The sequence below is a fragment of the Aeromonas bivalvium genome (assembly GCF_046078285.1).
In the GTDB taxonomy this organism is placed as follows: domain Bacteria; phylum Pseudomonadota; class Gammaproteobacteria; order Enterobacterales; family Aeromonadaceae; genus Aeromonas; species Aeromonas bivalvium.
This window is the reverse complement of record NZ_JBGXBV010000007.1, coordinates 150938-164998: the sequence shown is the minus strand read 5'-3', so window position 1 is coordinate 164998 and position 14061 is coordinate 150938. Positions and strand designations below refer to the sequence as shown.

The window sequence follows — 14061 nt, the reverse complement described above, 5'->3', positions numbered from 1 at the left end:
ATAGTAGCAGACTCCCTAGAATGCGCTCATTGATTGCATCACCGACAACGAGACAAGACATGCGTAGTTATCTGTTACTGCTGGCCATCGGCCTGCTGTGGGGTTCCCAGTTCATCTTCATGCATCAGGCCGTGGCCGAGCTGCCCCCCATACTGGTGGCCGCCGGACGTGCCCTGTGCGGCAGCCTGACCCTGGGTCTGCTCTGCCTGTTCATGCGCCTCAAGAGCGAACATACCCCCTGGCGCACCTACATGCTGATCGCCCTGCTCGATGCCACCATCCCCTTCATCATGGTGGCCTGGGGTCAACAGTACGTGGATAGTGCCATCGCCGCCGTGGTGATGGGCTGCATCCCCTTCGTCACCATACTGATGGCGCCGCTGTTCATCTCGGGGGAGAAGATCACCAAGAGCGGCCTGCTTTCCGTGGTGATCGGTTTCGTCGGCGTGCTGGTGCTGTTCTGGCCCGAGCTGGCTGGCGGCATGAATGCCGGCCTGCTGGGCGCCATGGCCATACTGTTCGGTGCCAGCTGCTTCGCCATCGGCCTGCTGATGATCAAGCGTTTCGCCAAGGATCACCCTGTGGTGGTGGCACGCAACATCCTCATCTCCTCCGCCATCCAGCTGCTGATCGCCGCCCCCTTCCTGATCGACTTCGACCGACTCACCCTGCCGGGCCAGCGCGCCATCGGCGCCGTGGTCATGCTGGGCATCTTCTGTACCGGCCTGGTCTATTTCCTCTACATGGCGCTGATCCAGAAGGCGGGCCCCACCTTCGCCTCCTTCAGCAACTATCTGGTACCCCTGTTCGGGGTGGTGCTGGGCGCCCTCTTCCTCGGCGAGCAGATCCACTCCACCACCGGGGTGGCACTGGCCCTGATCCTGGGCTCGGTCGCCATGAACCAGTGGGCCCAGCAGAGACGCAGCCGTCAGGAGAACCTGTGTCAGGCATCCTGACCTCCCTGTGTGGCGGCCTGGTGCTGATCGCCGGCTGGCAGTACCGCCACAAGGTGGCGGGCCTGCTCGGCCTGCTGATGGTGCTGCTGCCCTGGCTGTTCGACAGCAGGCTGCAGGCCATGCTGGGGCATGCCTTCCATGCCTGACGGCCACCCAGTGTGACTGGCGACCCCTCGCCTGCCCGGCGAGGTCCGCCAAGGAACCCGCACTCCCGCAACCGGTGCCCTGCACCGGTTTTTTTATGGCCGGGATCCGTCACCGGGCCCGATAGCGGTAACCCAGGTGTTCGTTCTTGCGCGGGCCCCTGATCTGCCAGGCGAGCAGAAAGCCGTCTTCCCTCAGGGTCAGCTCGGCGCTGTAGTGATCCTGACCACAGCGGTGGGGCTCCGCGGTCAGCCAGCGACCATCCCCTTGCGGCAACAGCTCGAACAGCTCGACCGGCTGCTCATGGCGCAGATGGGAAAGCATGATCCCCCGCGCGGTGCGCTGCCACCAGAAGCGGTTGTGCATGGCCAGCACCTTGCCATGGGGCGTGGTGTAGCGGCCCTGCTCGGTGAACAGCCAGCCCCCCTGATGATGGGTCACCCGCACCTCCCCCTCGCCGCGACCGCACCAGTCGGTTGCGGAACCCGCTCCGTTGCTCGCCTCGAAGGCAAAAGATCCGATCTGTGGCAATCGCTCCCATAAACGCTGGATCGCGCCTTCCAACTCGGCCATCATAGCCACCTCCAAATTGACAATTGACGATAAATCAAACACATGAACTACTTGATAGGGGTTACCCTGCTCTGGTCCTTCTCCTTCAGCCTGATCGGGGTCTATCTGGCCGGTCAGGTGGATGCCTACTTCTCCGTGCTGACCCGCATCGCCCTCGCCAGTCTGGTATTTCTGCCCTTCCTGCGCCGACGCTGGCTGCGCCCGGATCTGGCTCTCAAGCTGATGGCCCTCGGCGCCATCCAGCTCGGCATCATGTATCTGTTCTACTACCACTCCTTCCTGCTGCTGACGGTGCCGGAAGTGCTGGTGTTCACCATCTTCACCCCCCTCTACGTCACCCTGCTCCACGATCTGCTGGAGCGGCGCTTCAAGCCCGCCTATCTGTGGGCGGCGCTGCTGGCGGTGCTGGGGGCGGCCGTCATCCGCTTCGACGGCCTGACCGAAAGCTATGTGCTGGGATTCCTGGTGGTACAGGGGGCCAACCTCAGCTTCGCCCTGGGGCAGGTGGGCTACAAGGTGCTGCTGGCACGGGAGACAGAACAACCCCCCCAGCATGCCGTGTTCGGCTGCTTCTATCTGGGGGCCCTGGCTGTCGCCCTGCCCGCCTGGTGGCTGCTCGGCAAGCCGCAATACCCCAGCACAGGTTTGCAGTGGGGCATACTGCTGTGGCTGGGGATCGGTGCGTCCGGTCTGGGTTACTTCCTGTGGAACAAGGGCGCGACCCTGGTCAGCAGCGGCGTGCTGGCCATCATGAACAACGCCCTGATCCCGGCGGGTCTGCTGGTGAACCTGATGCTGTGGGGGCGGGAGACGGATCTGCTGCGCCTCGCCGTCGGCGGCCTGCTGATGCTGGCCTCCCTTTGGCTGTGCAAGCCAGGGCAACCGGCCCGGGCCTGACCGGCAGCTGTGCTCAGCCGACGACCTGGTTGTGCTCCTGGCGGGCCTGACCATGGCAGGAGGCGAGCCGGGCGAGCAGGTGATCGATCTGCTCCCCCGGTTGATGCTGCACCAGGCCGATGCTGATGGTGACCGGGCGCTCCGGCAGCAGGCTGGCATCGGCAATCTCGAGGCGCAGCCGCTCGGCTATCTCCAGCGCATCGAGCCGCTCTATGCCGGGCAGCATCAGGATGAAGGTGTCATCATCCCAACGGGCGAAGGGATCGTCCTTGCGCAGCTCGTGGCGCACGATGCGCGCCAGCTTGGCCAGCATGGCGTCGCAGTCCGCCTCGCCAAACAGCTGCAATATCTTGGCCCTGTGATCCACGGTCAGCTGCAGCAGGCAGAAGGCCCCCCCCTGGCTCAGCCGCTCGCCGAGCCGCTGTTCGAAGTCGCGCCGGCTCTCGAGTCCGGTCAGGGGATCCGTGCCCTGCGGCTCCGCCGCCTGGGCGTGGCGACAGCGGCGCACCATGCCGAGCAGATCGCCGTTCGCCATGCGGCTGGCCCGCTCGTCGAGCCGGATGTAGTGGCCGTCATGGTGCAGGATGCGGTAGTCCAGCCGCAACGAGTCATGCCCATGCAGGCAGGCGGCGAACGCCTCGGCCACCCGCCCCATGTCATCCGGGTGAACCCGGGCCAGCCAGCTCATCTCATCCAGGGTCTCGGGGGTGAGACCCAGCAGCGCCAGGCAGGAGGGATCCCGCTGTATCGCCTGATGCTGCGGCCAGCGCCAGGCGCCTGCATCCATGATGGCCATGACATCCGCCATCAAGGAACAATCCAGTTCGGTCACCGTATCCGCCAGCGGAGCCTTCAGTACATCCATCAAACGCCTCGAAACTGTGAAAATTCGTCATGAACCCCAATAAGTAGCATCGAGGCAAGGGATCGGCAATCCGGGTACTGGCAAAAAACCGGGACCATGGCCGAAGGGCCGGGATCAGGCACCGCCGCTGCGAGCCCCATGATAACCCTCCATCAGGGTCTGCCAGTTCCCAGGCACGAAGTGGAAGCTGGTGTGCAGCTGCGCCTCCTTGTTGAAGGAGCGCAGCAGACGCTCCAGATTGGCTTGCTGCCAGCTGCCCGGGGCGCGGATCTCCCCCTTGTCGAAATCGATCACCCAGACCTTCTGATCCTTGTCGAGCAGCAGGTTGTGGCTGTTGAGATCCGCATGATAGACGCCGGCATCGTGCAACTGGCGGATCGCCTGGCCAACCCGCAGCCAGATGTCGGCCGCAATGGGGCCTCGCTTGAGCAAGGCCACCAGATCCTTGGCGCCACGAATGCGCTCGATCAGGATATCGGCCCGATAGAAGGGCCCCTGCTTGACCATGCGGGCCGCAAACGGGCGCGGTACCGGCAGGCCCTGTTCGCTCAAGCGGGCCAGCAGGCTGTACTCGGCCATGGCCCGGCTCGACTCCACCCCCTCGAACCAGAAGCGATCCCGCACCACCTTGCCCACCATGCCGCCACGGTAGTAGTGGCGCAACACCAGATGGCACGACTCCCCCTTCACGAACCAGGTCACACCGCGACCGATGGCGGACCCCACCACCTTGCCCTGATCCTGCCACCAGCCGGGATCGAACAGCCTGGGCGAGGGGTTATGGAAGTGATCATCGGCAAACCAGCACACCTGGTTCTTGTCGGTTTGAATTTGCATCTGGCGGGTTCCGGGCAGTGATTGGCCGCAATTTTACAATCCACGAGGGAGTTTGCATAATGCCATTCATCGATTACCCATCCATTGCGCCACATCATGCTGCCGTTCCAAACGCCACCCTCTTCCATCTGCATCCTGCGGCTCTCCGCCATCGGGGATTGCTGCCATACGCTGGCCCTGGTGCGCGTCATCCAGCGGGCGTGGCCAGAGACCCGCATCACCTGGGTCACCGGCAAGCTGGAGGCCGGGTTGTTTGCCGATCTGCCCGGTGTCGAGGTGATCCCGTTCGACAAGGGCCAGGGCTGGCGCGGTTATCGCGATCTGTGGCGTCGACTGGCAGGCCGCAGGTTCGATGCCCTGCTGCATCTGCAGGCGGCCCTGCGGGCCAGCATCGCCACCCTCGGCATCCGGGCCGGGGTCAAGCTCGGCTTCGACCGGGAGCGAGCCAACGACGGCCAATGGCTGTTCACCAATCACAAGGTACCCTCCCCCGCCTCTCCCCACGTGCTGGATGGCTTCCTCGCCTTCGCCAGGGAGCTGGGCATCCAGGATCTGACCCCGGACTGGCAACTGCCCATCAGCGCGGAACATCAGGCGTGGGCAAAGGAGAAGATTGGCGGCAAGCCCACCCTGCTCATCTGCGCGGCCGCCAGCAAGCCCTTCAAGAACTGGACCGCAGCCGGTTATGCCGCCCTGGCAGACCATGCCGCGGCCAGGGGGATGCAGGTCTACCTGTGCGGCGGACCGGCCAAACTGGAGCGGGATCTCGCCGCCGAGATCCGGCGCCTAAGCCGGAGCAAGCCGGTCGACCTGGTGGGGCAGACCAGCCTCAAGCAGCTGCTGGCCCTGATCAAGGAGGCGAGCCTGGTGCTGGCGCCGGACACGGGGCCCACCCACATGGCGACCATGGTCGGGACCCCCGTCATCGGCCTTTATGCCCACCACAACCCGGCCCGCACCGGTCCCTACCTGGCACGGGATCGGGTCGTCAGCGTCTATCAGGAACTCATTGAAGCCGAGACCGGCAAGCCCCTCGATCAGTTGAGCTGGCGTACCCGGCTCAAGGATCCGGACGCCATGGCCAGGCTGCCGATCGCCCGGGTGATCGCCCGATTCGACGAATATTGGCAGCAAATGGCAGGATCCATCGAAAATCCCGAGTGATCAGCGAGAGATAACCTGATGGTCAGCCGACGGCTGGCTCGCCAGAATGGCGGCCGTGTGGAGGCGACTCCCACAGCAAGCTACGAATCCTTTGATCGGCTGGAATATGATTCCGGCCGTTTTTTTATCTGCGGCCGTCTGCTACCATCTGCCGCCTTCATATGCCCCAGTGGCTTAATTTTCCGCGTTTTGTGCTTGGCTGTCGCCCCTTCGGGCACAAGACGGCAGCCTCTGCTACAACCAGAACACTATCATCGCTTAAAGGTACGGACATGGCGCAACAAGGCACCCTCTACATCATCTCCTCCCCGAGCGGAGCGGGTAAGTCCAGTCTGCTCAGTGCCCTGCTCAGCCAGCCGGAAGCCGCCGGCCGGATGCAGCTCTCCGTCTCCCACACCACCCGCGCCATGCGCCCGGGGGAAGAGAACGGGGTGCACTACCATTTCGTGCCGGTAGATGAGTTCAAGGCGCTGATCGCGCGCGGCGATTTTCTGGAGTGGGCAGAGGTGTTCGGCAACTACTATGGCACCTCCCGCGCCGCCATCGAGGCCTGCCTGGCCCAGGGCATCGATGTCTTTCTCGACATCGACTGGCAAGGCGCCCGCCAGATCCGCGCGCAGATGGAGACCCGCTCCATCTTCATACTGCCGCCGAGCCGCCCCGAACTGGAGCGCCGCCTGATCGGCCGCGGCCAGGACAGCGAAGAGGTGATCCGGGGTCGCATGGCGAAAGCCGTTGCCGAAATGGTGCACTACGACGAGTATGACTATGTCATCATCAACGAAGAGTTCGAGCTGGCCCTGTGCCAACTCAAGGCCATCATAGAGAGCCAGAGGTTGACGACGGGCCGCCAGCAGCAGGCACAACAAAACTTGCTACAACAGCTACTGGCGGAATAAGCTAAAACCAAGTAAACTTTTGCGTCATTTTTAAACACTGGAGTCCTGCATGGCACGCGTTACTGTAGAAGATGCTGTAAAACAGGTAGGTAACCGTTTTGACCTGGTGCTGGTCGCCGCGCGCCGCGCCCGTCAGATCGCGGTTCAAGGTAAAGATCCCCTGGTTGACGAAGAGAACGACAAGCCGACTGTGATCGCCCTGCGTGAGATCGAGCTGGGTCTGGTGAACAATCAAGTAATGGATACCCAGGACCGTTACGAGCAGCAGGAGCAGGAAGCCGCCGAGCTGGCTGCCGTTGCCGCTATCGCCGAAGGGCGCGGTTAAGTCCTCCAAGCCGGCACCCGCCCGGGTGCCGACTGTTCTCCCCCATTTACAACCGCTCGAAAACCTCGCAAACTCAGGGGTATACCCTCAATACCACGGATTGCTGAATTACCGCAGCGGGGCATGTCTTGTATCTATTTGAAAATCTTAAAGAAGTAGCTAGTTCTTATCTGCCAGCAGAGCAGGTTGAGAAACTCAAGCAAGCCTATGTGGTAGCCCGCGATGCTCACCAGGGCCAGATGCGATCCAGTGGTGAACCCTATATTACCCACCCGGTTGCGGTTGCCCGCATTCTGGGGGACATGCGCCTGGACCACGAGACCCTGATGGCCGCCGTGCTGCACGATGTCATCGAGGACACCCCTGTCACCAAGGCCGAGCTGGCAGAGCTGTTTGGCGATGCGGTCGCCGAGCTGGTCTCCGGCGTCTCCAAGCTCGACAAGCTGAAGTTTCGCGACCGCAAGGAAGCCCAGGTCGAGAACTTCCGCAAGATGATGATGGCCATGACCCAGGACATACGGGTCATCCTGATCAAGCTGGCCGACCGCACCCACAACATGCGCACCCTCGGCTCATTGCGGCCGGACAAGCGCCGCCGCATCGCCCGCGAGACCCTGGAGATCTTCGCCCCCATCGCCAACCGCCTCGGCATCCACACCATGAAGAACGAGCTGGAAGAGCTCGGCTTCGAGGCCCTCTACCCCATGCGCTCCCGGGTGCTGAAAGAGTCGGTGCGCCGTGCCCGTGGCAATCGCCGCGAGATCATCGAGTCCATCCAGAGCGAAATCCAGGGGAGACTGCAGGAGTCCGGCATCGAGGCCCAGGTGAGCGGCCGCGAGAAGAACATGTTCTCCATCTACAACAAGATGGAGAAAAAAGAGCTGCAATTTCATGAGGTAATGGATATCTATGCCTTTCGCGTCAAGGTGAAGGACATAGACACCTGTTACCGGGTGCTGGGGCAGATGCACAGCCTCTACAAGCCCCGTCCCGGCCGCTTCAAGGATTACATCGCCATCCCCAAGACCAACGGCTACCAGTCCCTGCACACCTCCCTGGTGGGGCCGCATGGGGTGCCGGTCGAGGTGCAGATCCGCACCGAGTACATGGATCAGATGGCCGACAAGGGGGTTGCCGCCCACTGGGCCTACAAGCAGGATGGCGACAGCTCGGGCACCACGGCCCAGATCCGCGCCCAGCGCTGGATGCAGAGCCTGCTCGAGTTGCAGCAGAGCGCCGGCAGCTCGTTCGAGTTCATCGAAGGGGTCAAGACCGATCTTTTCCCGGACGAGATCTATGTGTTCACCCCCGAGGGGCGCATCATGGAACTGCCCACCGGCGCCACCCCGGTGGATTTCGCCTACACGGTGCACACGGACATAGGCCATGCCTGCGTGGGGGCCAGGGTCGACCGCCACCCCTATCCGCTCAGCAGCCAGCTGCAATCCGGTCAGACGGTGGAGATCATCACGGCGCCGGGGGCCCGCCCCAATGCGGCCTGGCTCAACTTCGTGGTGACCACCAAGGCTCGCTCCAAGATCCGCCAGTTCCTCAAGAACCTGCGCACCGAGGAGTCCGTGGTGCTCGGCCGTCGCCTGCTCAATCATGCCCTCGGCGCCAAGAACATAGAGGACATCCCGGAAGCCCGCATCAAGCAGGTACTGACCGATACCAAGCACGAGAACCTGCATGGCCTGCTGGCCGATATCGGTCTGGGCAATGCCATGAGCGTCATGGTCGCCCGCCGCATGCAGGCCGATGAGCTGCCCCAGGACGATCAGCCCAGAAGCAGCAAGAAGATGCCGATCAAGGGTGCCGACGGCATGCTGGTCACCTTCGCCAACTGCTGCCGCCCGATCCCGGGGGATGCCATCATCGCTCACATCAGCCCGGGCAAGGGGCTGGTGATCCACCAGGAGTCGTGCCGCAACATCAAGGGCTACAGCCGCGAACCGGACAAGTACCTGCCGGTACAGTGGGAAGTGGATCCGGATCAGGAGCTGGAGTTCAAGACCGGCATCCATATCGAGATCGTCAACCATCAGGGCGCCCTGGCGGAGCTGGCCAACGTGATCGCCGCCACCGGTGCCAACATCCACGGTATCAGCACCGAGGAGAAAGATGGTCGCGTCTATCTGGTCACCCTGCTTATCACCACCAAGGGTCGCATCCATCTGGCCAACATCATGCGCAAGATCCGCGTCATGCCCAATGTGCTCAGGGTTAGCCGACAGAAGAACTGATCCAACAGGCGGCGCAAGCCGCCTGTTGCTTTTTCAAGAGACAATCATGGCCTCACGCGCATCGGCGGCACGCAACGTCCGAGCCGCGCACCAGCCTCATCACATAGATACCGATATGACACCTGAACGCTTTAAACGGATCTCCGACATGCTGGCCCAGCGCCAGCTCGATTTGACCGTCTGCATGGAAGAGGTCCACAAGCCTCACAACCTGGCCGCCATCGTCCGCACCGCCGACGCCATCGGTATCCATCGGGTCCACGCCGTCTGGCCAAAAACCTGGATCCACAAGCGCAAGGGCACGGCCCGCGGCAGCCAGAACTGGGTCGACGTCAAGCTGCACCCGGACATAGGCAGCGCCGTGGCCGAACTGAAAGCCTCTGGCATGCAGATACTTGCGACTCATCTATCTGAAAATTCAGTGGATTTTCGCGCCATCGACTACACCAGGCCGACCGCCATCCTGGTGGGCCAGGAGAAGCACGGCATCGGCGACGAGGCGCTGGCCCTGGCCGATCACCATATCGTCATTCCCATGGTGGGCATGGTGCAGTCCCTCAACGTCTCTGTGGCCGCCGCCGCCATCCTGTATGAAGCTCAGCGCCAGCGGGAGCTGGCTGGCTGCTATCGGCGGGGCTGCCCACTCGACCTGGAAGAGCAGAACAGCATACTGTTCGAGGGAGGCTACCCCGTCTATGCCCAGCTCTGCAAAGAGAAAGAGATGCCCTACCCCCAGCTGGGCCCGGCCGGCGAGATCCTGGCGGACGAGGCCTGGTGGCAACGGATGCAGCTGACCCGCAAGGGCTGGGCCAGCCTGGGGGACGAGGAAGAGGCATTCAGAGAGGAGTCATGAAGACCCCGAGATCGCCATGGCGAAGACAAACCGCTACTCTGACTGTCATCTTGACCTGCCACCCAGACACGATGGCATCCGACCCTATCTGGCAACAGGAGTGTGCCCGATGAAATCCCTCTCTCTTCCCCTGCTGGCCCTGACCCTGTTTTCTGCCGGAGCCCTCGCCGTGAACAATCCCTATCAGCTGACGCCGGAAGCCGACGTCGCCACCCTCCATCAGCAGACCCTGCCCGAGTTCTGGCGCCAACATGCCGTTGAGGGGGAGTTTGAAGGCAAGGACGGGGTCACCATCCGCTACGCCGCCCTGCGCCAGCCCAAGGTGGATCGCGCCATCCTCATCGTCAACGGCCGGGTCGAGACCTATCTCAAGTACCAGGAGCTGGCGTGGGATTTGTGGCGCCAGGGCTACAGCCTCTACCTGATAGACCATCGCGGCCAGGGGATGTCGGATCGCCTGCTGGCAGACAGGGAGAAGGGCTATGTGGCCGACTTCGAGGACTATGTGGTGGATCTGAAGCAGTTTCACGACCAGGTGATCCTGGCAGACCAGCCCGCCAGCCTGTTCCTGCTGGCCCACTCCATGGGGGGCGCCATCTCGGCGCGCTATCTGGAGCGCTGGCCCGATGACATCCGCGCCGCCGCCCTCTCCTCCCCCATGATGGGCATTCATCTCGGCGGCCTGCCCCACTGGCTTGCCAAGGGGCTCAGCGCCACCATAGCCAGGGTCGGTGGCTGGTTCGGCGAGCCCCCCTACGGCCCTGGCCAGGGCGCCTATCAGGACCAGGGATTCGCCGACAATGAGCTGACCCACAGCGAGGCGCGCTACGCCGCCTTCCGCCGACAATACGAGCAATCCCCCCGGCTCAAGCTGGGAGGCGCCACGGCGCACTGGATCCATCAGGGCATGACGGGGGCTGAGCGGGCCCTGGCAGAGGCGGGCAGCATCAAGACACCGCTGCTGCTGCTGCAGGCGGGGGACGACAGCGTGGTCGACAACCAGGCCCAGGCCGACTTCTGCCAGCGCGCCCCCTGCGAGGGCGGCAAGCCCCTGCGCATCGACGGCGCCTGGCATGAGCTCTTCATCGAGGCCGATGACAAGCGCCAACCGGCCCTCACCGCGGTCCTGGACTTCTTCGGCCGCTACTAGGTGCCGTTGACCCATGGTCAACGGCACCTAGACTGGTTATTTTTTGTAACCCTAAATAAATGGGGCGAGCCCAATGGCTGGAGTACACTGCCCCGGTATTTCTGCGAAACCGAGGTAACGATGTTCAAGGTAGTTGTATCCGATCTCGACGGTACCCTGCTCAACAAGCAGCACCAGATCTCCCCCCGCACCCGCGACACCCTGCACCGGCTGGTGGCCAAGGGCATCAAGTTCGTGGTAGCCACCGGACGCCATCACGTGGATGTGCGCACCATTCGCGATACCCTCGGGCTGGACATCTACCTCATCACCTCCAACGGTGCCATGGTCCATGACAAGCAGGACAAGCTGGTGTTCAACCAGTCCCTGCCGGCGGAGGTCGCCGCCGAACTGATCGCCCTGCCCCGCGCCCCCGACATCCACCTCAACATCTATCAGGGGGATGAGTGGCTGGTCGAGGAGGAGCTGCCCTGGCTGCTCAGCTTCCATGACGAATCCGGCTTCAACTATCGGCTGGTCGATCTCCAGACTCAGCCGAAAGAGGGGATCAGCAAGGTGTTCTACATCGGCGAGCACGAGAAGCTGCTGCCCATCGAAGCCCGACTCAACGCCCAATACGGTGACAGGCTCAATGTCACCTTCTCCCTGCCGGACTGTCTCGAGGTGATGCACGCCGGGGTGCACAAGGGCAATGCGGTGCAGGCGGTCTTGGCCCAGCATGGGCTGGAGATGTCTCAGGCGGTGGCCTTCGGCGATGGCATGAACGACTTCGAGATGCTCAACATGGTGGGTCGTGGCGTGGTGATGGACAATGCCCACGATCGGCTCAAGCTGGCCCTGCCCCGCCACGAGCGCACCCTGAGTTCGGATGAGGACGGGGTGGCCGTCTATCTGGAGCAGCTGTTCTCGCTGCCGACCTGACCCGCAGCCGCACCGGCATGCCCCCGCGTCGGGGGCATGCCGTCGGCCATCCCCGACACTGGCTAGCGCCTGAACCTGTGCTCGCAGGCCTTGCAGAAAAACTCATCGGAGAGACGCCTGTCCAGTGCCCGGCCAAGTAGCCAGCCTATGCCTCCTGCTCCCAGCCCCCCCAGCAACCCACCACAGATGGCTCCCAGCAGAGCCCCGAACGGCGTACCGGCACTGCCCAAGGTACAACCCCAAATGGCACCAACCTTGGCGAGGGTCGCCGCCCCCGCATAGCCCCCCGCCGCCCCTATCCCCAGAGCGCAGGCTCGACTCACCCGCTCATCCAGCACCTTGTCAACTCCTTCGCGCAAGCACCTTGGACACTTCATCGCCATTTCCTCACAGAGTCAGCTCACTGATTATTGGTCAGAAACGCCACCTGGGTTCAATCGATGAATAAATGACGAATTTGAGTTCCGACTAACCCAAATTCTGGCTATCGAGGCGACGATCCGTGAACACGATCGATACCCAAACATGCCCTCCTCTCGATAATGAAGAGCCCCAGCCCACGACGGTGAAGCCACATGTCTGTCTTGAACAACCTCTCGTTTAGCGCCAAGTTAAGGGTCCCCCTCCTGATTGTCCTGCTTACCATGTCCGCCGTCATGGCTGTGGCCTACCGCAGTTTCAGTGAACAGCAGCGAGTGAACCAGGCCCTGACCGAGCAGATATTACCCGTCCAGAATGCGCTGGAGGATGCCTACCGGGATCTCTACCAAATCGTCGCCGCCGGTCAGGGCTTGATTGTCGGTGGCCTCAACGAACGCAATCTCGCCTTTCAGCATCGGGAATTTGTCGACAACAGCAGCAAGGCCAGGGCCCGGCTAGCCAAGGTGCAGGGCTTGATCGCGGCGGGTCTGCTCGGTCCGGAACATCAAGCCAGCTTGGACCTGATGCTGGCGGAGTTCGATCGCTGGTTGCCACATTATGACGCCGTCTTTGCCCATCCCCAGGAGGCTCAAGCCTACCTGGCCAGCCATTTCGATGAGGCAGAACAACAATTCGCCTCCATCCGCAAACAACTCAATCTGCTCAAGGGAGGGATAGGGCTGAGCAGAGAAGCCTTGATCCAGCAGAGCCAGTCATCCAGCCAGCACGCCCAGAGGCTGATGAGTCTGGGTACACTGGCAGCCATCTTCTTTGCCATAGGCCTTACCTGGTTGCTGACCCGGCTCATGCTGCAGCCATTGCGCAACATGCAGCTGGCCCTGGCCAATATTGCCGAGGGCGAGGGCGATCTGAGCCAGCGGCTGACGATCCACAGCCAGGATGAAATAGGTTCACTCGGTACCACCTTTAACCGCTTCATCACCCAGATACACAGGATCATCGGCGATGTCAGTCTCACTGTGACCACAGTACAGACCGCCTCGGATCGACTGCGCGACCTGATGACGCAGATGGTCGGCAACGGGCAGGCACAACAACAGCAGAGTGACCAGATAGCAGCGGCGGTAGAAGAACAGAGTGCCACCAGTGCTCAGATGATGGTCCATGCGAGCCAGACGGCCAGCACCTCTGCCGTCGCCACCCAGCAGGTACACAGCGCCAGCGATGCGCTGCATCAGACGGTTACGGCGATGGAGGAACTGGCCCTGGATATTCAGGCATCGGAGCAGGGGGTCACCAGACTGGAACAGGATGTCGACCACATTACCTCAGTGCTGGCGGTGATCCGCAATATCGCCGAACAGACCAATCTACTGGCCCTCAATGCCGCCATCGAGGCCGCCCGCGCCGGTGAGCAGGGACGCGGCTTCGCCGTGGTAGCCGACGAAGTACGCAACCTGGCCAGCAAGACCCGGCACAGCACGGGGGAGATACAACAGATGATAGAGCGGCTGCAACAGGGCAGTCAGCAGGCGGTGCAGAAGATGAAAGCCAGCAGCCGACGCAGCCAGCAAGTGGTCGAGCAGGCCCATCAGACCCGTGCCAATCTTGAGCAGATGCGCCAGGCCATCACCATCATCAATGAGATGAATGACCAGATCCGGGGGGCGGCCCACGAACAGAGCGAGGTCAGTGGCGAGATCAACCGGCGTCTGCAAGAGGTTGCGGGCAATGGTCGTGCCATGCTGTCCGGGCTGGCGCAAGTGCGCCTCACCAGTGCGCAACTGGCGGAGCAGAGCCAGCAGCTGGCGGCCACAGTCCATCAATTCAAGCTGTGAGGCCCCCATCAAGGA

The 14061-nt window shown here is 62.6% G+C and carries 15 protein-coding genes; 11 read left to right on the top strand and 4 right to left on the bottom strand.

Annotated elements, in window-relative coordinates:
* Positions 1-59 precede the first annotated feature (59 nt).
* Both ACEUCR_RS15965 and ACEUCR_RS15960 read left to right on the top strand, forming a co-directional pair.
* Positions 60-956: a DMT family transporter gene (locus ACEUCR_RS15965; protein ID WP_042000185.1), complete on the top strand. Its 897-nt coding sequence runs from the start codon at positions 60-62 to the stop codon at positions 954-956.
* A complete protein-coding gene (locus ACEUCR_RS15960; RefSeq protein WP_408775272.1) occupies positions 941-1102 on the top strand; it encodes a hypothetical protein in 162 nt (53 codons plus the stop codon). The genes ACEUCR_RS15965 and ACEUCR_RS15960 overlap by 16 nt, the downstream gene beginning before the upstream one ends.
* Positions 1103-1211: 109 nt before the next feature.
* On the opposite strand, the gene ACEUCR_RS15955 is transcribed toward ACEUCR_RS15960, so the two are convergent.
* Positions 1212-1673, bottom strand: coding sequence for a DUF6314 family protein (locus ACEUCR_RS15955; RefSeq protein ID WP_084205518.1), 462 nt, complete (start codon positions 1671-1673; stop codon positions 1212-1214).
* A gap of 42 nt (positions 1674-1715) precedes the next feature.
* Between ACEUCR_RS15955 and ACEUCR_RS15950 the strand changes: the two genes are divergently transcribed.
* Positions 1716-2570 (top strand): carboxylate/amino acid/amine transporter, encoded by an 855-nt coding sequence (locus tag ACEUCR_RS15950; protein ID WP_408747911.1) that lies wholly within the window; start codon positions 1716-1718, stop codon positions 2568-2570.
* A 13-nt stretch (positions 2571-2583) separates the two neighbouring features.
* Here ACEUCR_RS15950 and ACEUCR_RS15945 read toward each other — a convergent pair whose 3' ends face one another.
* Positions 2584-3435 carry a sensor domain-containing diguanylate cyclase gene (locus ACEUCR_RS15945; protein ID WP_408791376.1) on the bottom strand — a complete coding sequence of 284 codons (852 nt, stop codon included), beginning with the start codon at positions 3433-3435 and terminating at the stop codon, positions 2584-2586.
* A 114-nt stretch (positions 3436-3549) separates the two neighbouring features.
* On the bottom strand, positions 3550-4272 hold the full coding sequence (locus ACEUCR_RS15940) for a 3-deoxy-D-manno-octulosonic acid kinase (protein WP_392443788.1): 723 nt from the start codon (positions 4270-4272) through the stop codon (positions 3550-3552).
* A gap of 84 nt (positions 4273-4356) precedes the next feature.
* Here ACEUCR_RS15940 and ACEUCR_RS15935 point away from each other — a divergent pair, with 84 nt between their 5' ends.
* The 7 genes from ACEUCR_RS15935 (at position 4357) to ACEUCR_RS15905 (ending at position 11827) form a co-directional block, all read left to right on the top strand.
* Positions 4357-5436, top strand: a complete 1080-nt coding sequence (locus ACEUCR_RS15935; protein ID WP_408791374.1) for a glycosyltransferase family 9 protein — start codon at positions 4357-4359, stop codon at positions 5434-5436.
* A 272-nt stretch (positions 5437-5708) separates the two neighbouring features.
* On the top strand, positions 5709-6335 hold the full coding sequence (gmk, locus tag ACEUCR_RS15930) for a guanylate kinase (protein ID WP_408791372.1): 627 nt from the start codon (positions 5709-5711) through the stop codon (positions 6333-6335).
* 49 nt (positions 6336-6384) lie between these two features.
* On the top strand, positions 6385-6660 hold the full coding sequence (gene rpoZ, locus ACEUCR_RS15925) for a DNA-directed RNA polymerase subunit omega (protein ID WP_005307060.1): 276 nt from the start codon (positions 6385-6387) through the stop codon (positions 6658-6660).
* Positions 6661-6788: 128 nt separating this feature from the next.
* Positions 6789-8903, top strand: coding sequence for a bifunctional GTP diphosphokinase/guanosine-3',5'-bis pyrophosphate 3'-pyrophosphohydrolase (gene spoT / locus ACEUCR_RS15920; protein ID WP_042000206.1), 2115 nt, complete (start codon positions 6789-6791; stop codon positions 8901-8903).
* A gap of 115 nt (positions 8904-9018) precedes the next feature.
* Positions 9019-9756, top strand: a complete 738-nt coding sequence (trmH, locus tag ACEUCR_RS15915; protein WP_111874426.1) for a tRNA (guanosine(18)-2'-O)-methyltransferase TrmH — start codon at positions 9019-9021, stop codon at positions 9754-9756.
* 109 nt (positions 9757-9865) lie between these two features.
* Complete coding sequence (locus ACEUCR_RS15910; RefSeq protein ID WP_408791370.1) at positions 9866-10906, top strand: alpha/beta fold hydrolase; 1041 nt, start codon at positions 9866-9868, stop codon at positions 10904-10906.
* Between the two features lie 120 nt (positions 10907-11026).
* Complete coding sequence (locus ACEUCR_RS15905; RefSeq protein WP_408791369.1) at positions 11027-11827, top strand: Cof-type HAD-IIB family hydrolase; 801 nt, start codon at positions 11027-11029, stop codon at positions 11825-11827.
* Between the two features lie 62 nt (positions 11828-11889).
* On the opposite strand, the gene ACEUCR_RS15900 is transcribed toward ACEUCR_RS15905, so the two are convergent.
* Positions 11890-12186: a hypothetical protein gene (locus tag ACEUCR_RS15900; RefSeq protein ID WP_408791367.1), complete on the bottom strand. Its 297-nt coding sequence runs from the start codon at positions 12184-12186 to the stop codon at positions 11890-11892.
* A gap of 216 nt (positions 12187-12402) precedes the next feature.
* Between ACEUCR_RS15900 and ACEUCR_RS15895 the strand changes: the two genes are divergently transcribed.
* On the top strand, positions 12403-14046 hold the full coding sequence (locus ACEUCR_RS15895) for a methyl-accepting chemotaxis protein (protein WP_408791365.1): 1644 nt from the start codon (positions 12403-12405) through the stop codon (positions 14044-14046).
* Positions 14047-14061 lie beyond the last annotated feature (15 nt).

Bases quoted from the DNA above. Each gene is read 5' to 3' on its own strand.
- ACEUCR_RS15965 (WP_042000185.1), top strand. From the start codon at position 60: ATGCGTAGTTATCTGTTACTGCTGGCCATCGGCCTGCTGTGGGGTTCC.
- ACEUCR_RS15955 (WP_084205518.1), bottom strand. From the start codon at position 1,673: ATGGCCGAGTTGGAAGGCGCGATCCAGCGTTTATGGGAGCGATTGCCA.
- ACEUCR_RS15950 (WP_408747911.1), top strand. From the start codon at position 1,716: ATGAACTACTTGATAGGGGTTACCCTGCTCTGGTCCTTCTCCTTCAGC.
- ACEUCR_RS15945 (WP_408791376.1), bottom strand. From the start codon at position 3,435: ATGGATGTACTGAAGGCTCCGCTGGCGGATACGGTGACCGAACTGGAT.
- ACEUCR_RS15940 (WP_392443788.1), bottom strand. From the start codon at position 4,272: ATGCAAATTCAAACCGACAAGAACCAGGTGTGCTGGTTTGCCGATGAT.
- gmk (WP_408791372.1), top strand. From the start codon at position 5,709: ATGGCGCAACAAGGCACCCTCTACATCATCTCCTCCCCGAGCGGAGCG.
- rpoZ (WP_005307060.1), top strand. From the start codon at position 6,385: ATGGCACGCGTTACTGTAGAAGATGCTGTAAAACAGGTAGGTAACCGT.
- trmH (WP_111874426.1), top strand. From the start codon at position 9,019: ATGACACCTGAACGCTTTAAACGGATCTCCGACATGCTGGCCCAGCGC.
- ACEUCR_RS15910 (WP_408791370.1), top strand. From the start codon at position 9,866: ATGAAATCCCTCTCTCTTCCCCTGCTGGCCCTGACCCTGTTTTCTGCC.
- ACEUCR_RS15905 (WP_408791369.1), top strand. From the start codon at position 11,027: ATGTTCAAGGTAGTTGTATCCGATCTCGACGGTACCCTGCTCAACAAG.
- ACEUCR_RS15895 (WP_408791365.1), top strand. From the start codon at position 12,403: ATGTCTGTCTTGAACAACCTCTCGTTTAGCGCCAAGTTAAGGGTCCCC.